The organism is Thalassobaculum sp. OXR-137 (assembly GCF_034377285.1).
Lineage (GTDB): Bacteria > Pseudomonadota > Alphaproteobacteria > Thalassobaculales > Thalassobaculaceae > Thalassobaculum.
This window is the reverse complement of the sequence record NZ_CP139715.1, coordinates 3,020,098-3,036,814: the sequence shown is the minus strand read 5'-3', so window position 1 is coordinate 3,036,814 and position 16,717 is coordinate 3,020,098. Positions and strand designations below refer to the sequence as shown.

General features: G+C 66.2%; 18 protein-coding genes. 12 read left to right on the top strand and 6 right to left on the bottom strand.

The genetic code is table 11. The features are described from left to right. The first annotated feature begins 21 nt into the window (after positions 1–21). From T8K17_RS14310 to T8K17_RS14265, 10 genes are all read left to right on the top strand, one after another. Positions 22–828 (top strand): NRDE family protein, encoded by an 807-nt coding sequence (locus tag T8K17_RS14310; protein ID WP_322330409.1) that lies wholly within the window; start codon positions 22–24, stop codon positions 826–828. 128 nt (positions 829–956) lie between these two features. Further along, positions 957–1,724 carry a phosphoribosylaminoimidazolesuccinocarboxamide synthase gene (purC, locus tag T8K17_RS14305; RefSeq protein WP_322330408.1) on the top strand — a complete coding sequence of 256 codons (768 nt, stop codon included), beginning with the start codon at positions 957–959 and terminating at the stop codon, positions 1,722–1,724. 56 nt (positions 1,725–1,780) lie between these two features. Then, a complete protein-coding gene (purS, locus tag T8K17_RS14300; protein WP_322330407.1) occupies positions 1,781–2,023 on the top strand; it encodes a phosphoribosylformylglycinamidine synthase subunit PurS in 243 nt (80 codons plus the stop codon). Between the two features lie 113 nt (positions 2,024–2,136). Next, positions 2,137–4,098, top strand: a complete 1,962-nt coding sequence (locus tag T8K17_RS14295; RefSeq protein ID WP_322330406.1) for a PAS-domain containing protein — start codon at positions 2,137–2,139, stop codon at positions 4,096–4,098. 117 nt (positions 4,099–4,215) lie between these two features. Continuing rightward, positions 4,216–4,899: a phosphoribosylformylglycinamidine synthase subunit PurQ gene (purQ, locus tag T8K17_RS14290; RefSeq protein ID WP_322330405.1), complete on the top strand. Its 684-nt coding sequence runs from the start codon at positions 4,216–4,218 to the stop codon at positions 4,897–4,899. Positions 4,900–4,913: 14 nt separating this feature from the next. Further along, positions 4,914–7,136 carry a phosphoribosylformylglycinamidine synthase subunit PurL gene (gene purL / locus T8K17_RS14285; protein WP_322330404.1) on the top strand — a complete coding sequence of 741 codons (2,223 nt, stop codon included), beginning with the start codon at positions 4,914–4,916 and terminating at the stop codon, positions 7,134–7,136. A gap of 25 nt (positions 7,137–7,161) precedes the next feature. Beyond that, on the top strand, positions 7,162–7,395 hold the full coding sequence (locus tag T8K17_RS14280) for a BolA family transcriptional regulator (protein ID WP_322330403.1): 234 nt from the start codon (positions 7,162–7,164) through the stop codon (positions 7,393–7,395). Between the two features lie 33 nt (positions 7,396–7,428). Further along, positions 7,429–7,779: a Grx4 family monothiol glutaredoxin gene (gene grxD / locus T8K17_RS14275; protein WP_322330402.1), complete on the top strand. Its 351-nt coding sequence runs from the start codon at positions 7,429–7,431 to the stop codon at positions 7,777–7,779. Next, complete coding sequence (locus tag T8K17_RS14270) at positions 7,769–8,248, top strand: DUF3592 domain-containing protein (protein ID WP_322330401.1); 480 nt, start codon at positions 7,769–7,771, stop codon at positions 8,246–8,248. Before grxD ends, T8K17_RS14270 begins: the two co-directional genes overlap by 11 nt. Positions 8,249–8,256: 8 nt before the next feature. Beyond that, a complete protein-coding gene (locus T8K17_RS14265; RefSeq protein ID WP_322330400.1) occupies positions 8,257–8,979 on the top strand; it encodes an HAD family hydrolase in 723 nt (240 codons plus the stop codon). Between the two features lie 160 nt (positions 8,980–9,139). Here T8K17_RS14265 and T8K17_RS14260 read toward each other — a convergent pair whose 3' ends face one another. Next, positions 9,140–9,997: a universal stress protein gene (locus T8K17_RS14260; RefSeq protein WP_322330399.1), complete on the bottom strand. Its 858-nt coding sequence runs from the start codon at positions 9,995–9,997 to the stop codon at positions 9,140–9,142. A 37-nt stretch (positions 9,998–10,034) separates the two neighbouring features. Then, complete coding sequence (locus tag T8K17_RS14255; protein WP_416153111.1) at positions 10,035–11,465, bottom strand: SulP family inorganic anion transporter; 1,431 nt, start codon at positions 11,463–11,465, stop codon at positions 10,035–10,037. Between the two features lie 305 nt (positions 11,466–11,770). On the opposite strand from T8K17_RS14255, the gene T8K17_RS14250 reads away from it, so the two are divergent. Next, on the top strand, positions 11,771–12,385 hold the full coding sequence (locus T8K17_RS14250; protein ID WP_322330398.1) for a DedA family protein: 615 nt from the start codon (positions 11,771–11,773) through the stop codon (positions 12,383–12,385). Positions 12,386–12,415: 30 nt separating this feature from the next. Here the strand turns inward: T8K17_RS14250 and T8K17_RS14245 are convergent, their stop codons facing one another. The 3 genes from T8K17_RS14245 to T8K17_RS14235 form a co-directional block, all read right to left on the bottom strand. Beyond that, positions 12,416–12,820, bottom strand: a complete 405-nt coding sequence (locus T8K17_RS14245; protein ID WP_322330397.1) for a DUF4112 domain-containing protein — start codon at positions 12,818–12,820, stop codon at positions 12,416–12,418. After that, positions 12,807–12,995 (bottom strand): hypothetical protein, encoded by a 189-nt coding sequence (locus tag T8K17_RS14240; protein WP_322330396.1) that lies wholly within the window; start codon positions 12,993–12,995, stop codon positions 12,807–12,809. The genes T8K17_RS14245 and T8K17_RS14240 overlap by 14 nt, the downstream gene beginning before the upstream one ends. A 111-nt stretch (positions 12,996–13,106) precedes the next feature. Further along, positions 13,107–13,829, bottom strand: coding sequence for a hypothetical protein (locus tag T8K17_RS14235; RefSeq protein WP_322330395.1), 723 nt, complete (start codon positions 13,827–13,829; stop codon positions 13,107–13,109). 656 nt (positions 13,830–14,485) lie between these two features. Between T8K17_RS14235 and T8K17_RS14230 the strand changes: the two genes are divergently transcribed. Beyond that, a complete protein-coding gene (locus T8K17_RS14230) occupies positions 14,486–15,277 on the top strand; it encodes a hypothetical protein (RefSeq protein WP_322330394.1) in 792 nt (263 codons plus the stop codon). A 5-nt stretch (positions 15,278–15,282) separates the two neighbouring features. On the opposite strand, the gene T8K17_RS14225 is transcribed toward T8K17_RS14230, so the two are convergent. Continuing rightward, positions 15,283–16,713 (bottom strand): efflux transporter outer membrane subunit, encoded by a 1,431-nt coding sequence (locus T8K17_RS14225; protein WP_322330393.1) that lies wholly within the window; start codon positions 16,711–16,713, stop codon positions 15,283–15,285. Positions 16,714–16,717: the final 4 nt, after the last annotated feature.

The window sequence follows — 16,717 nt, the reverse complement described above, 5'->3', positions numbered from 1 at the left end:
ACGGGCCACTTATGGCCTCCCATGTGCAGCGTGATCATTCTGCGCCGGCCGGGCCACACATGGCCCGTGCTCATCGGCGCCAACCGAGACGAGATGGCCGACCGGCCGTGGAAAGCGCCGGGTCGGCACTGGCCGGACCGCCCCGAGGTGGTCGCCGGACTCGACGTCCTGGCCGGCGGGAGCTGGTTCGGCATCAACGATTTCGGCGTCGTCGCCTGTATCCTGAACCGGCACGGCACCCTGGGCCCCGCCAGCGGCAAGCGCTCGCGCGGCGAGCTCGTGCTGGAGGCGCTGGAGCATGCGGACGCGGCCGACGCCGCCCGGGCACTGGCGACCGTCGAGCCGTCGAGCTATCGGGGGTTCAACCTTCTGATCGCCGACAGCCGCGACGCCTATTGGATCGCGAACCGCGAGGATGACGGGGGAGACTCGTCGATCACTTTGGAAAAGGTGCCGGAGGGCGTGTCCATGCTGACCGCCCACGACCTGAACGACCGCAAGGCCTCGGCCCGGGTCGCGCGCTATCTGGATCGGTTCCGGGCGGCTCCCGCCCCCGATCCGGCCGGCGGTGCAGAGGGCGAGGGCGACTGGGACGTCTGGGCCATGCTACTCGGGTCCCGGGACTTCGCCGCCGATGCCGGCCCGGCCGGCGCGATGACGGTGGTCAGCGATACCGGGTTCGGCACCAGCAGCTCCAGCCTGGTGGCCCTCCCCGCCCCCGGCGGAGGCCGGCCGGTCCTCCGCTTCGCCGCCGGACGCCCGGACCGGACGCCCTACGAGACGATCGACGCCTGGCCGGAAACGCCGGACGAACGGACAGCCGGCTGAGCCGCGTGATTGAGTTGCCCGGGTCCTGCTGATATAGGGTCCGAATTCTCGCGCAGAGAGCCTGGCCAAGCTGGCACCTCGCGACGCATGCGAACCGACGTTCGATCCGCCTATTTGGAGATCATCCGATGGCCAGACGCCGCAAGCTCTACGAGGGCAAGGCGAAGATCATGTACGAGGGTCCCGAGCCCGGTACGATCATCCAGTACTTCAAGGACGACGCGACCGCATTCAACAACAAGAAACACGGCCTGATCACCGGCAAGGGCGTGCTGAACAACCGCATCAGCGAATACCTGATGACGAAGCTGACCGAGATCGGCATCCCCAATCACTTCATCCGCCGCGTGAACATGCGCGAGCAGCTGGTCCACGAGGTCGAGATCCTGCCGGTCGAGGTGGTGGTCCGCAACGTGGTCGCCGGCTCTCTGGCGACCCGCTTCGGCATGGAGGAAGGCGCGCAGCTCCCACGCTCGATCATCGAGTACTATTACAAGTCCGACGAGCTGGGCGACCCGATGATCTCGGAGGAGCACATCACCTGCTTCGGCTGGGCGACCACCCAGGACCTGGACGACATGGTCACCCTCTCGCTGCGGGTGAACGACTTCCTGGTCGGCCTTTTCCTCGGCGTCGGCCTGCGGCTCGTCGACTTCAAGCTGGAGTTCGGCCGCTGGTACAACGAGCATGACGAGGTGCAGATCGTGCTCGCGGACGAGATCAGCCCGGACAATTGCCGGCTCTGGGACATCGCCACGAACGAAAAGATGGACAAGGACCGCTTTCGCCGCGATCTGGGCGGCGTGAAGGAAGCCTATCAGGAAGTGGCCCGGCGCCTCGGCGTCCTGCCGGAAGCCGGACCGATGGACCTCAAGGGTCCGATTGCCGTTCAATAACGGGCGCAGAGAAACCGGCGCTGAGACGGGCGCCGAGCATAAGACGGGATTAGACGATGAAAGCCACCGTTCATGTGACGCTGAAGTCCGGCGTCCTCGACCCCCAGGGCAAGGCCATCGGCCACGCGCTGTCCACCCTCGGCTTCCAGGGCGTGGGCGACGTGCGTCAGGGCAAGGTCATCGAGATCAGCCTGGACGAGACCGATGCCGCCAAGGCGGAGGCCGACGTGAAGGCCATGTGCGAGCGTCTGCTGGCCAATACGGTCATCGAGAACTACAGCATCCGGATCGACGGCTGAGCCGCCGCTCCGGCATGCCGACCGGCGGCACACCAATGACGGTAATTTTCGCGCGGCTATTCCAGACGATTCTGCGATAAGATCTGTTCGCCTGGAGCAATTGAGCCGAGCCCGTGCCGACGCCGAATACCAACGCCCCGACTGACGGCCGCCTCGACCATGACGCCACGGTATTGCTGGAGGCAGTCGCCCACGCCAGTGTCGGGGTCGTCGTTCTCGACCCCGACCTGAAGCTCGTCGCCAGCAATTCCAGCTTCGCCCGCCTCGCCGAAGTCGATCCGGCCGAGCTGGTTCCTGGCTGGCCGTACGAGCGGCTGGTGCGCCGGAACGCCGAGCGCGGCGATTACGGCGGCGGCGACGTCGAGGCGCGGACCCGCGAGCGCCTGAACTTTACCAAGAACGCCCTGCCCTATCAGCTCGAGCGGCTGCGCGACAACGGTTCGGTGCTGCTGATTTCCGGATCCCGCCTGCCCTCGGGAAACATCGCCATCACCTACGACATGCGCGGGCCCACCGCCATCGAGGAGATCGGCGATGCCATGCTGAGCTACGGGCTGCTGCGCCGCGGCCTGGAGCATAGCCGGCAGGGCATCGAAATCTGGGACTCCGCCGACCGCCTTCTCTACGTCAATTCCTCGATGCAGGAGATCGCGCGGGAGACAGGGGTGCCGATGCGGATCGGCATGACCTTCGAGGAGCTCATCCGCGAACGCACGCGGGTCAATCCGCCGCCGGACGCGGAAGACGATCTGGAGGCCTATATCCTGCGCCGGGTCGCACAGCATCAGCGCGGCGGCGAGGATCACCTGATACCCTGGTCCGAAGACCGCTGGTATCTGATCCGGGACTCCCGTCTACCGGACGGCGGGACGATCACGACCGTCAGCGACATCACGGAACTGAAGCGGGCCGAACAGGCGCTGCGGGAAAGCGATGTCCGCCTGCGCGACTTCGTGCGGGCGAGCTCGGACCGGTTCTGGGAGCTGGACGCCAAACTGCGCTTCACCCTGCTGATGGACCTGCGGTCGAGCAGCGGGTTCGCGCCGCCGAGCCAGTTCCTCGGACGGACCCGGTGGGAGGCCGCCCGGATCAATCCCGACTTGTCCCCCGTCTGGCGCGAGCACAAGGCAACGCTCGAACGGCACGAGCCGTTTCGCGACTTCCGCTACGCCACCATGGACGAGACCGGCGCGATGCGGCATTGGCGGGTGTCCGGCGTGCCGGTCTACGACGAAACCGGCGCCTTCGCCGGCTATCGGGGGACCTCGGTCGATGAAACCGACTATCGTCAGGAGTTGCAGCAGGCCCAGCAGGCCCTGCAGCGGGCGCTGCACGACGCCGAGACGGCGAACCGAGCCAAATCCATGTTCCTGGCCACGGTCAGCCACGAGTTGCGCACGCCGCTGAACGCCATCATCGGCTTCTCGGACCTTCTCGTCAGCGAAGTGTTCGGCCCCCTCGGCGATCCGCACTACGTGGCCTATGCCCGCGACGTCCAGGCGAGCGGCCACAGCCTGTTGTCGCTGATCGAGGACATGCTCGACCTGACCCGGGCCGAGATCGGCCAGATCATGCTGCGCGAGAGCCGGGTCGACATCGCCACCGAAGTCGCCGCCTCGGTCGGCATGGTGCGCAGTCGGCAGACCGGCGCCATGGCTCCGATCGCCATGGAAATTCCGGCCGACCTGCCGCCGATCTGGGCCGATGGACGGCTGATCCGGCAGATCCTGTTCAACCTGATCTCCAACGCCGCGAAGTTCACCATGGCCGACGGGCGGGTGACGATTGAGGCGGAAATCGACGGCGACGGCCTGCAGATACGGGTCTGCGATACGGGAATCGGAATCCATCCGCGCGACATCGACATCGTGCTGCGCCCCTTCGAGCAGGTGGACAGTGCGCTGAGCCGGAAATACGAGGGAATCGGTCTGGGGCTCCCCCTGTCCAAGTCCTTCGTGGAACTGCACGGCGGAAGTCTTGAGATTCAAAGCGAACTGGGCATCGGCACCACCGCCATCGTGCGCCTGCCGACGGTCCGGATCGGCGCCGACGGGACGCCGCCGAAGGCCCCCTGACGACCGGCCTGCTTGCCGCGCTTGCACACGAACGCGCTCGGCCCTAGTTTCCCGCCAAACAGGTCCTCCCCGCCTCCGAAGCGTCGAGCTGCCGGGGCAACCGCCGTTGGAGCGCCCATGAAATCGGCCATCATCGTCTTCCCCGGATCTAACCGCGACCGCGACATGGTCATGGCCCTGCGCCAGGCCTCCGGCAGCGACCCCGCCATGATCTGGCACAAGGAAACCGAGATCCCCGACGTCGACCTGATCGTCGTGCCCGGCGGGTTCTCCTACGGCGACTATCTGCGCGCCGGCGCGATGGGCGCCCTGTCCCCCGCCATGCGCACGGTCAAGGAACGCTCCGACAAGGGCGTGCCGGTGCTGGGTGTGTGCAACGGCTTCCAGATCCTGACCGAGGCCGGAATGCTGCCCGGAGCCCTGATGCGGAATGCCGGGCTGAAATTCGTGTGCAAGACCGTTCATCTGAAGGTCGAGACCTCGCAGAGCCTGTTCACCAGCGGCTACAGCGACGGCCAGGTGATCTCGGTGCCGGTCGCCCATAACGACGGCAACTACTTCGCCGATCCGGACACCCTCGACCGGCTGGAGGATCGCGGCCAGGTCGCGTTCCGCTACGTCTCGGCCGACGGCGCCGCCGGCGGCAATCCGAACGGCTCCCAGCGCGACATTGCCGGCATCTACAACGACACCAAAACGGTGCTCGGCCTGATGCCGCATCCCGAGAACGCGATCGAAGCCCTCCATGGCGGCACCGACGGGCGCGGCCTGTTCGACGGCCTGGTCAAAGCGCTGCACTGAACACCGGATAGACAATGACCCTTTCCAACGCCGCCATCACCGACGAGGTCGTGGCCGAGCACGGCCTGACCCCAGACGAGTATCAGGTCGTCCTGCGCATCCTCGGCCGCGAGCCGAACCTGACCGAGCTGGGCATCTTCTCGGTTATGTGGTCGGAGCACTGCTCCTACAAGTCGTCCAAGCGCTGGCTGAAGACGCTGCCGACCGAGGCACCGCACGTGATCCAGGGCCCGGGCGAGAATGCCGGCGTCATCGATATCGGCGAGGGTCTGGCCGCGGTCTTCAAGATCGAGAGCCACAACCACCCGTCCTTCATCGAGCCCTATCAGGGGGCGGCGACCGGTGTGGGCGGCATCCTGCGCGACGTGTTCACCATGGGCGCGCGCCCCGTCGCCAACCTGAACGCCCTGCGCTTCGGCGACCCGGACCATCCCAAGACCCGGCACCTGATCTCCGGCGTGGTCGCCGGCATCGGCGGCTACGGCAACTGCATCGGCGTGCCGACCGTCGCCGGCGAGGTGAACTTCCACCCGGCCTATAACGGCAACATCCTGGTCAACGCCATGACCGTGGGTCTGGCCCAGGCCGACCGGATCTTCTATTCGGCCGCCGCCGGTCCGGGCAATTCCGTGGTCTATGTCGGGGCCAAGACCGGCCGCGACGGCATCCATGGCGCCACCATGGCGTCCAAGGAGTTCGACGAGGACAGCGAGGAGAAGCGGCCCACCGTCCAGGTCGGCGACCCGTTCACCGAGAAGCTGCTGCTCGAAGCCTGCCTGGAGCTGATGGAGCGCGACTGCATCGTCGCCATCCAGGACATGGGGGCGGCCGGCCTCACCTCCTCCAGCGTCGAGATGGCCGACAAGGGCGGTCTCGGCATCGAGCTCGATCTCGACCGCGTGCCGGTGCGCGAAGAGGGCATGACCGCCTACGAGATCATGCTGTCGGAGAGCCAGGAGCGCATGCTCATGATCATCCGCCCGGAAAGCGCCGACGAGGCGCGGGCGGTGTTCGAGAAGTGGGACCTGGACTTCGCCGTGATCGGCACGGTCACCGAGACCGGCCATATCGTCCTGAAGAAGGATGGCGTCGTGCAGTGCGACATCCCCGTCGAGCCGCTGGTCGGCGAGGCGCCGGAATACGACCGCCCGCATACGCCGACCGCGCCGCAGCCGGTCATCGCCGCCGCCGACGTCGCCGCACCGAAAGCGTCCCTGGGCGAGGTGCTGGCGACCCTGATGTCCTGTCCGGACATGGCCAGCCGCCGCTGGATCTGGGAGCAGTACGACCACCTGGTCATGGGCGACACGATGATCCGCCCGGGTGCCGACAGCGGCGTGGTCCGGATCCGCGACACCGACCGCGGCCTCGCCGTCACCGTGGACTGCACCCCGCGCTACTGCCTCGCCGATCCGAAGACTGGCGGTGCGCAGGCGGTGGTGGAGACCTGGCGCAACATCACAGCGACCGGGGCGACGCCGCTGGCCGCGACCAACAACCTCAACTTCGGCAACCCGCAGAAGCCGGTCATCATGGGCCAGATCGTGGGCTGCGTGACCGGCATGGGCGATGCCTGCCGGGCGCTGGACTACCCGATCGTGTCGGGCAACGTCTCGCTCTACAACGAGACCGAGGGGACCGCGATCCTGCCGACCCCCGTCATCGGCGGCGTCGGCGTCATCGAAGACGTGAACAAGCTCACCACCCCGGCCCTCAAAGCCGCCGGCGAGACCCTGGTCGTTCTCGGCCAGCCCGCCGACCGCAAGGACGGGTGGATGGGCTGCTCGCTGTACCTGCGCGAGATCGACGGCCGGGAGGAAGGCGCGCCGCCGCCGATCGACCTCGCGGCGGAAAAGCGGACCGGCGATCTGGTGCGCGCGCTGATCAACGAGGGGGCCGTGAGCGCCTGTCACGACGTCTCCGACGGCGGCCTGCTGGTCGCGGTGGCGGAGATGGCGCTGGCCTCCAAGCGCTTCGGCGCCGATGTGGCAGCACCCGAGGGCGCCGTCGCCCACGCCTGGGCCTTCGGCGAGGATCAGGGCCGCTATGTGGTCACCACTAAGGACGCCGCCGGTCTGATCGCCCGCGCCGAGTCGGCGGGCGTTCCGGCCGCTGCGGTCGGCACCGTGACGGATGGCGGTCAATTGACACTCAATGGTATGCCCCTCATATCGGGTGAGGAACTGAGCCGCCGCCACGAGGCCTGGCTGCCGACTTACATGGCCGCCGAGAGCTGAAACGGCGGCAGAGGGAGAGACGACGATGGCCATGGAAGCGAACGAAATCGAGCGCCTGATCAAGGAAGCGCTCCCGGACGCCCATGTGACGATCGAGGATCTGCGCGGCGACGGCGACCACTATGCATGCCATGTCGTGTCGTCTGCCTTCACGGGAAAGAACCGCGTGCAGCAGCATCAGCTGGTGTACAAAGCTCTTCAGGGACGCATGGGGACCGAGTTGCATGCGCTCGCCCTGCAAACCGCCGCCCCGGAATGACCGGCGCGGCCAGAGACTGAAAGGAGCGTGACGATGCTCGACGAGGCTCTCAAGACCCGGATCGACGACGAAGTCGCCAGCAGCGACGTCGTGCTGTTCATGAAGGGCACCCCGGTCTTTCCGCAATGCGGATTCTCCGCCGTCGTGGTCCAGGTGCTCAGCCATCTCGGCACCAAGTTCAAGGGCATCAACGTGCTCGACGATCCGTCCCTGCGCGAAGGGATCAAGGAGTACTCGAGCTGGCCGACGATCCCGCAGCTCTATGTGAAGGGCGAGTTCGTGGGCGGCTGCGACATCGTGCGCGAGATGTTCGAGACGGGCGAGCTGATGGAGCTCCTGAACAGCCGGGGCGTCGAGGTCCGGCCGAGTGAAGGTGTCGCGTGATCCCCGTCCGGAGTCCCCGGATACCCAGCCTGAAGAAACGCCGCCCAGGCGCTTTCGGTCGCCCTTCGCGATCCGGCCGCGCACCCTGGTGATCGTCGGGTTGCTGGCGATTGCCGGCGGCGTCTTCGGTCTGCGCGAGCACATCACCTTCCTGGTCTCCGCCGAACAGGCGGAGGCGCAGGTGGTGTCCGTGGAGACCTTCGATCCGACCGAGGGCTTCACCCTCTACCGGCCGACGGTCCGCTACCTCACCGCCAATGGCGGCATGACCGCCACCGCCGCCGACACCTACCGGCCGACCCAGGCCGGGGAAATGCTGTCGGTGGCCTACGATCCGGCCAATCCCGAAGACGCACGGCTGATGGATCCACGCGACCGCTGGATCCTGCCCCTGTGGATGGTGGTGTTCGGGATGATCACCGTGGTGATCGGCATCCGCCGCGCCCGGCGCGGACCGTCCGCCGACTGACTCGAGCGATGGTGCACGCTGCCCTCATGGCCGCCGGCATTCGCGGCATCGTGTTCGACAAGGACGGCACCCTGATCCGCTTCGAGGAAACCTGGACGCCGGCCTTCTGGGCCAGCGCGGAGCGGTTGGCGGCGGATCTGGGGCGCCCGGCACTGGCCGAGGAGATGATGGTCGCCGGCGGCTGGTGCCCCCAGCGCCGGCGCATCCTGCCCGGCACGGAACTCGCGTCCGGTACCACCGACGTGGTCGCCCGGCTCTGGCGCGCTGTGGCTCCGGATCTGCCGGAGGACGCGCGGCTGATCCCCTGGCTCGACACGATCTGGCACGAACAGGCGATGGCGCATCTGACCCCGATCGACCCGCTGCCGGCGCTGTTCGCCGGCCTGTGCGGCGACGGGATGGCCTGCGGCCTCGCCACCAACGACAGCGAGACCGGCGCGCGGGAGACCGCCGACCGTCTGGGTATCGCCCCGCATCTGAGCTTCACCGTCGGTTATGACAGCGGCCACGGGGCGAAGCCGGCTCCGGGTATGATTCGCGCCGCCCAGGCCGCCTGGGGGCTGGCGCCCGCGCAGACGGCGATGGTGGGCGATTCCCCGGCCGATCTGGCGTCGGGCCGGGCGGCGGGATGCGGATTGGTGATCGGCGTTCTCTCCGGCGCCAGCGGCCGCGACGTGCTGGAACCGCTGGCCGACCTGGTGCTCGAGGACGTCCACGGGCTGCGGGTTTAGCGCGCTCCGCTTTCCCCTCCCCCTTCTGCACATTCCCCGGATTTATTCCGGGGTAAGACCTCAGCCTGCGCGCATGCCGGAAGACTTGCCCCGGAATAAATCCGGGGAGCGCGGAGAGGTTAGAGTTTCAGCGAAAACGCGGCGAGAACCCGTACGCCCCCTACCGGTAGATCAGCGCCGGAATCAGGCAGTTGCGGATCGTCTCCTCGGTGGTCGAGCCCAGGAACAGGTGGCGGAAGCGCGAATGGCTGTAGGCGCCCATGACCAGCAGGTCGATGCCCACATCCTCCACGTATTTCGCGATCACCTGGTCCGGTTGGCCCGGAATCACGTCGAGCGAGACCTGGATGTTGCCGCCCTTGAGCAGCGCCCTGGCATTGTCCAGGTTGCGCTCGATCTCGGCCGAGCGCTCGCCCACCGTCAGCAGGTGGCACTCCAGGCCGGAGAACAGCGCCGTGCGCGCCACGTAGTCCACCGCCTTCAGCGCCGTCCGTCCGCCGTCGAAGGCGATGAGGAACCGCCGGATCGGCTTGAATGCCCGCGAGGTGATCAGTACCGGCACGTGCGACGACCGCACCACCCGCTCCAGGTTGGAGCCGAGATGCATCTTGGCGAAATCGGCCGCCGATCCGCGCTTACCGATCACCACCATGTCGGCGCGGGTCTCCACCGCCGCCAGGGTCTCGATCAGGTCGCCGTGGCGCAGCCGGGGAGCGATGGTGGTGATCCCCTTGGCCTTCAGCGAGGCCTGGGCCTCCTCCAGGATCAGCCGGCCCCGCTTCTGCGCCGCCTTGGCGTTCAGCTCGTCCAGATCTGCCAGTTCCTTCAGCAGTTCCTCGCGCATGCCGGCAGAGAAGCTGCCGCTCAGGTCGGCGGGCGCGCTCGGCCCCTCGCGGCGGCCCAGCACGTGCACCAGCTCGATCTCCGTGGCGCCCAGCCGCTCGGCCGCCCAGGCCGTGTGGTCGCTGACGCTCTGCGAATAGATCGAGCCGTCGATCATCGCGACGATCTTGCTCATCCCGCCCTCCCTTGTTGCCCGTGCCCGGTTCGGCCGCTCAATGCTCGAGCAGCCGGTCCATGGCCCCGGGCTTGTCGTGTACCGCCAGCTTGTCGACGATCGTCTCGCTGGCCTTGTTCAGCCCCACGATCTCGACGTTGGCGCCCTCGCGGCGAAACTTCAAGACGACGGTGTCCAAGGCGGCGACGCTGGAAATGTCCCAGATATGGGCGCGCGAGACGTCGATGGTGACGTTCTCCAGCGCCTCGCGGAAATCGAAGGAGGCCAGGAAGCTGTCGGCCGAGGCGAAGAACACCTGGCCCTCCACCACATAAGTCCGGGCCGATCCGTCCGGAGACAGGGTCGAGGTGACCCGGAAGATCTGAGCGATCTTCCAGGCGAAGAAGATGCCGGACAGCAGCACGCCCACGATCACGCCGATGGCAAGATTATGGGTGGCGACTACCACCACGACCGTGGCCAGCATGACCACCGACGAACTGCGCGGATGGACCCGCAGGTCCTTGATCGACTGCCAGCTGAACGTGCCGATGGAGACCATGATCATGATCGCCACCAGGGCGGCCATCGGGATCTGCTTCACCCAGTCGCCGAGCACCACGCAGGCGATCAGCAGGAAGATGCCGGCCAGGAAACAGGACAGCCGTCCCCGCCCGCCCGACTTCACGTTGATCACCGACTGGCCGATCATCGCGCAGCCGGCCATGCCGCCGATGAAGGCGGTGCCGAAATTGGCGATGCCCTGGCCGACGCATTCGCGGTGTTTGTTGGACGAGGTGTCCGTGAGATCGTCGACGATGGTCGCCGTCATCAGCGATTCCAGCAGGCCGACCACGGCGATGCCGGCGGAATACGGCAGGATGATCTGCAGCGTCTCCAGGGTCAGCGGGACGTCCGGCAGCAGGAAGATCGGCAGGGTGTCCGGCAGCTCGCCCATATCGCCGACCGTGCGCAGATCCAGGCCGAAGCCGAGCGACACCGCCGTCAGGATGACGATGCAGACCAGTGGCGACGGCACGGCGGTCGTCAGGCGCGGCAGCAGGTAGATTACCGCCAGCCCGGCCGCCACCATCACATAGGTCAGGCCCGGCACGTCGATCAGCTCGGGAAGCTGGGCCATGAAGATCAGGATGGCGAGCGCGTTGACGAACCCGGTCATCACACTTTTGGACACGAACCGCATCACGGTCGCCAGCCGCAGGAACCCGCAGGCAATCTGCAGCAGGCCGGCCAAGGCGGTCGCCGCCAGCAGGTACTCCAGCCCGTAGTCCCGCACCAGGGTCACCATCAGCACCGCCGTCGCCGCCGTCGCCGCCGAGATCATGCCCGGGCGGCCGCCGCAGATCGCGGTCAGCACGGCGATGGAGAACGAGGCGTAGAGGCCGACCTTGGGGTCGACGCCGGCGATGATCGAGAAGGCGATCGCTTCGGGGATCAGGGCGAGCGCCACCACCATGGCTGCCAGCACGTCGTTGCGGACATTGCCGAGCCATTCATTCTTGAGCGTATCGAGCGAGGTACCCTCCTGGGTGCCGGGGTGGGCGGACCTGTCAGGCCAGGAAGACAGGGAGTACCCAAAACGCGATCATATTGCAATGCAGCATCGGCTTTTTCGAGGAATGGCAGTGCTTTGGCGGACCCTTCCCACAGCCTTTCGGAGGGTTCCGTCGTTGGAACCTGCCCTCCCGTTCCCACATAGCGGGTTCTTATCCGGCAACCGGGCGCCGCCCGCGCCGTTGTCCCTGCGAAGACTGCCACAAGCAAGGATGCCCCATGGTCGAGCTTATCAATGACTGGATCGCGACCTGGGGGGCGCCCGCCATCGGGTTCCTGATGTTCGTGGAGAATGTCTTCCCGCCCATCCCCTCCGAAGTGGTGATGCCGGTGGCCGGACTGGCCGCGGCGCGGGGCGAGCTGTCCGTCGTCGCGGTGATCATCGCCGGCACGGTCGGCTCGGTCGCCGGGGCAACCCTGTGGTACGTCGCCGGTCTGGCCCTGGGTGCCGACCGCATCCGCCGCTTCTGCGCCCGCCACGGCCATTGGCTGACGATCCAGCCGGACGATGTGGACGGCGCGCAGAAATGGTTCCAGCGCTGGGGCCATCTGGCGGTGCTGTTCGGGCGGATGGTCCCGGGGGTCCGGACCCTGATCTCGGTTCCGGCCGGGGTCGCTGGAATGGGCTGGGTCCCTTTCCTGCTCTACACGACCATCGGCTCTCTGATCTGGGTCAGCGGCCTGACCATGGCGGGACATTGGCTGGGCGAGCGCCGGGACGTCCTGACCAACTCGCTCTCGCTGGTCGGCAACGTCGTCATCGCGGTGCTTGTCGCCTGGTATCTGTGGCGGGTTTTCACCCTGCGCCGACGACGCGACGCAGGGGGGAACTGAGAGGGCTGGAGCAGTCGTCGGCGGTCGGCGCTAGACGACCGCCGCCTTGGCGAAGTGATCGCGCAGGAGCGCCACATTGCGTCGGTTCGCCCGGAATCCGACATCGATCAGGTCGCCGATCAGCGGAACGGCGCCGATGGCGAAATCGATGCCGACATTGATGGCCATGCGCACCAGCAGGCTCTTCGGGACGCCCATACGGTGCGCCCGGGCGAGGATGTAGAAGGCCGGCAGCGTCACCAGCCCGTCGCCGATCCCGGGGAGCAAACCGACGATCGCGTCCAGTCCGAAGCGGATATTCGTTCCCGGTAGGCGGAACCGGCTGTCCATCAGGTCCGCGAGACCGTCGAGACGATCGAGTTCGCGGGCCAGGTCCGACGCAGGCCGCGCCCGCCGGGCACGCGACATCGTCGCCGGAGCTTCAGCTGCGGTCATTCGGGTTTCCAGCCATTCCAGCCGCCCGGAGGATCGCGATGGACTGCTCGGTCGTGATCTTCGAGCGCCAGGCCAGCTTGTCCACGCTGTAGGTGCAAATGAAAGACGATGCGTGCACGTTCAGGCGAACGCCGTTTGCATCGAGGTCGATTGCCGTCCGGTCCGTCTCTTCCATTGTTGTCTCCGCAGGTCGGGATCGGCGCCCATGCGCCCGATAGCACAACGACCCGGAGAAGCCGTCGGTTCCAAGCTATCGCGAATATTGCGCGACGGCCGACCGCCAGTTCTAAGGCACCCTTTTCTGGGCGACGAAGACCGCGCGTCGATGCGCATGATACGGTGTGGCATATGGCAGGGCCGCGAACAGGCTCGGGGCCGGGACGACCTCGGTTACGGCCTCGAAGCCAACCTGGTAGAGGCTGTCGATCAGCCCCCGATAGGTCGGCTGCAATTCGATCGCCATCCGACCGCGCGGGCCTGAGGCGGGTGCCGGAGCGTCCGAGAGGGTCTGGATCCAGCCGGAAAACGGAAAATCGTGGAGCATGGTGTCCAGGACCAGGAGGCGGGCCGTGGCCCCGTAGAGGCGCCGGGTCAGACGGATCGGATCGGCTGTGCCGCGATACGGATCGAGGGCGAGGACGCAGTCCGCGGCGTTCGGCCAGGGCATATCCAGGTCGATCCCGACCTGCGGAGATCGATCCAGGGTTCGGACTCCGCCCCCGATCCGGTCCGAAAGCCTGGCCGAAAGCCGGCTGTCTCCGGCGGCGATCTCCAGCAGGTCGCCCACCGGAGCGAACTCGACGAGCGCTTTGTCGACAAGCGACAGCCGAATGGCGGATTCGGCCGCCGCTGCGCCGCCACCCCCTCCCGGATCCGGATCGAGGCGCTCCGCCGCCGATACCATGATTTCATCGATCAGACTTTCGCGGACCTCGCCGATCCGGTGGCGGATTTCGGCGATCGATCGCTCTGCCGATCGCGCCTCGCGGCTATCCTCAGTAAAACACACGGCCGTCCCTCGCCGACGGGACAGGAACCTGAACTTTTATCGATAACAAAAGTTCATCATACATAATCGCCCGACGACCATTCTTTCGAGAAATACCTTCTGAATACTTCATGATTCCAATCAATTATTTATTTATTCTCTTCATTATATTAAACCCACCACCCCATCACCAATGAGCATCCTACGATAAACCATTATAAACCACCACAAAAATACGCGTAAAGCATTGTCAGGCTCTCCGTCTCCAGAAATCCTTTAATAGAAAATTTTCAATCTGCGGCTTGCGGTTGTTTCAGAAAATCGAAAATTTACTTCTTGTACTTCATGTTTAAATATGACTTCAAATTGTAGAAAGCAATATTATCCGACTGAAACACAAAATACTTAAGCCTATATACAGACAATAATTCTCATATTTTATATTTTTCTTTTGATGCATTATTTGATTTTGAATTTATTTCGACGAATTAATACTTATTTTACTTTTATAAACGTCAAATAATATTGATATATAGGTAGTTCACTCCAACTTTTCCCTTGCCCACCCTCGCCTTCGTCATAGCGCTTCGCCCGGGCCGTCGATCGCGACCAGACAGGCACACAACCGACTCCCAGGCCTTCAATGAACGAACGACGGTTCTCTCAGGTTCTCGACCATGGCTGATGCTCCCGTTGATCTGTCCTCCATCTTCGAACTGGATCTGGATCAGCTGACGATTCCGAGATCCCTGTTCCAGGTGGAACTCGACCTGTTTCGACTGACAGAGATGGCACGGGTCTGGCTCGAAGAGAATCACATAGCGCCGTACAAGCTGGCGCTCCTGGCCGGCGTCTCGACCAGCCAGACCCATCGAACGCTGCATGACGACTGGCGGCCGTCCCACCGGCTGCTGGAGCGCTTGGCTCGGGCCCTACCGGAAGAGTGGGTGGCCGACTTCGAGCGCGACTGCGATCAGGTTCTCCCCGGCGCGATCCATCATCTGCCGGACAGCCGTATGCTCGACCGCCTCACCGATGCCCGGTCCAAGGCCGCCACCTCGGACTCGCCGGAAGCGTTTCAGAGCTATCTGAAGCACAACGGATATTCCTTCACCACCATGGACCGCAGGGACGGCCGGCTGAGATTCCGGACGCTGCATACGGCCGACCCGCGCCTGACCAAGATGGCCGGCGATCGCGGCTACATCACTCCGTTCTTCCGGCCGTTGATCCGACAGTACCAGGCCCCCGAGCTCATCAATCTGGCGATCCTGCGCCATCCCCTGATTCTCGGCGACCAGTGCGTCACCAGCACCTATTGGCAGCTTCAGCTCCAGGCCTTCGGCATGGGCTACTGCATCACCGACCGGATCGCCGTCGTCCCGGTCGCCTCAGCCCGCCAGGCCCGCCTCGTCAGGCGGTTCTATGACATCCTGATCCCGTCGCTGATCGGCAAGGACACCGACTGACCCCGTCACCGCACCGCCGCAGCCGACATCTGGCCGACGGCGGGGACCACGTCCCAGCCGCCGCCCAGCGCCACGAACAGATCCGCCGCCGACAGGAAGGTCGAAAGCTGCGCCTGCACCAGGGTGTCGTCGGCCGACAGCTTGGTGCGCTGGGCGTCCAGGACCGTCAGGAAGTCCGCCGCCCCGGCTTCGTAGCGGATGCGCGACAGCTCATAGGCATAGCCCGCCTGCTCCGCCGCCATGGCCAGATCCTCGACCCGGCGGTTTCCGGTATCCACACCCGCCATGGCGTCCTCGGTCTCGCGAAAGGCGGTCAGAACGGCACCGCGATAGGTCTCCAGGAGTTCAAGCCGCCGTGCATCCGCCGCGTCGAACTGGCCCTGGAGCCGGCCGCCGTCGAAGATCGGCGCTGCCAACCCCGACGCCAGACTGGCCAGGGTGGACACGCCCCCGTCGAAGGCGCCGGAGACCGCGGCCCCGACCGAGATCGTCGCGGTCGGATAGAAGGCCGCCCGTGCCGCCGCCACATCGGCATCGGACGCGCGCAACGTCGCCTCCGCCCGGCGGAGATCCGGCCGCCGCAGCAGCAGGTCCGACGGCTGGCCGGTCGCCACGCGCGGCAGGGTCAGGGATCGCAGGCCTGTTTCGCGGACCTCGACAGCGCCTGGCGGGCGGCCGATCAGGACCGCGAGGCCGTTCATCGCCACCCGCTGCTGCTGCTCCAGCGCCGCGAGCTGCGCCCGGAAACCGGCCACGGCCGAGCGCTGCTGCGCCAGATCGAGTTCGGTGGCGGCACCGGCCCGCACCCGCGCCTCCACCAGGTCCAGCACCTGCACGGCCGCCGCGAGATTGTCCTGGGCAATCGCGGTGCGCTGTCGGGTCGAGAGCACGGTGAAATACAGGGCGGCGAGATCGGATTCCATCACCAGCCGGGTCGCCTCGCGCCCGTACTGCTCGGCCAGAACGGCATATTCCGCGCTGTCCACCTGGGCGTCGATCCCGCCGAACGGATCGACGTCGTAGGACAGGGTCAGGCCGCCGGTCCAGCGGCTGTCCGAACCGCCGCCGTCCAGGTTCTGGTCGCGCGACACGTTTCCGGAGGCATCCAGCGACGGCACCCGGTTCGCCGCGACCGATCGCAGGGCCGCACGGGCCTGCTGGATCCGATAGCGGGCGGTGGCGAGGTCCACATTCTCGTCCATCGCCAGGGCCATCAGGCGATCCAGCTCGGCGCTACCGAAGCGGCGCCACCAGTCGGCGCTGGGAGCCACGGCCTCCACAGCCGGCAGGGCGGCCGGCGCCGCACGGGAGGGTGCCGTTTCCTGCGACCAGGATCCGGGCACCGGGGCCGAGGGCCTGGTCCAGTCCGGCGCGATGGCGCAGCCGGAGGCCAGAAGGCAGAGGCCGAGGGCGGCGACTGTTCGTTGGACGGACATTCCT

Bases quoted from the DNA above. Each gene is read 5' to 3' on its own strand.
- T8K17_RS14310 (WP_322330409.1), top strand. From the start codon at position 22: ATGTGCAGCGTGATCATTCTGCGCCGGCCGGGCCACACATGGCCCGTG.
- T8K17_RS14245 (WP_322330397.1), bottom strand. From the start codon at position 12,820: ATGACCGCAGCTGAAGCTCCGGCGACGATGTCGCGTGCCCGGCGGGCG.
- T8K17_RS14225 (WP_322330393.1), bottom strand. From the start codon at position 16,713: ATGTCCGTCCAACGAACAGTCGCCGCCCTCGGCCTCTGCCTTCTGGCC.
- T8K17_RS14260 (WP_322330399.1), bottom strand. From the start codon at position 9,997: ATGAGCAAGATCGTCGCGATGATCGACGGCTCGATCTATTCGCAGAGC.
- T8K17_RS14265 (WP_322330400.1), top strand. From the start codon at position 8,257: ATGGTGCACGCTGCCCTCATGGCCGCCGGCATTCGCGGCATCGTGTTC.
- purC (WP_322330408.1), top strand. From the start codon at position 957: ATGGCCAGACGCCGCAAGCTCTACGAGGGCAAGGCGAAGATCATGTAC.
- purL (WP_322330404.1), top strand. From the start codon at position 4,914: ATGACCCTTTCCAACGCCGCCATCACCGACGAGGTCGTGGCCGAGCAC.
- T8K17_RS14250 (WP_322330398.1), top strand. From the start codon at position 11,771: ATGGTCGAGCTTATCAATGACTGGATCGCGACCTGGGGGGCGCCCGCC.
- T8K17_RS14240 (WP_322330396.1), bottom strand. From the start codon at position 12,995: ATGGAAGAGACGGACCGGACGGCAATCGACCTCGATGCAAACGGCGTT.
- purS (WP_322330407.1), top strand. From the start codon at position 1,781: ATGAAAGCCACCGTTCATGTGACGCTGAAGTCCGGCGTCCTCGACCCC.
- purQ (WP_322330405.1), top strand. From the start codon at position 4,216: ATGAAATCGGCCATCATCGTCTTCCCCGGATCTAACCGCGACCGCGAC.
- grxD (WP_322330402.1), top strand. From the start codon at position 7,429: ATGCTCGACGAGGCTCTCAAGACCCGGATCGACGACGAAGTCGCCAGC.
- T8K17_RS14280 (WP_322330403.1), top strand. From the start codon at position 7,162: ATGGCCATGGAAGCGAACGAAATCGAGCGCCTGATCAAGGAAGCGCTC.
- T8K17_RS14230 (WP_322330394.1), top strand. From the start codon at position 14,486: ATGGCTGATGCTCCCGTTGATCTGTCCTCCATCTTCGAACTGGATCTG.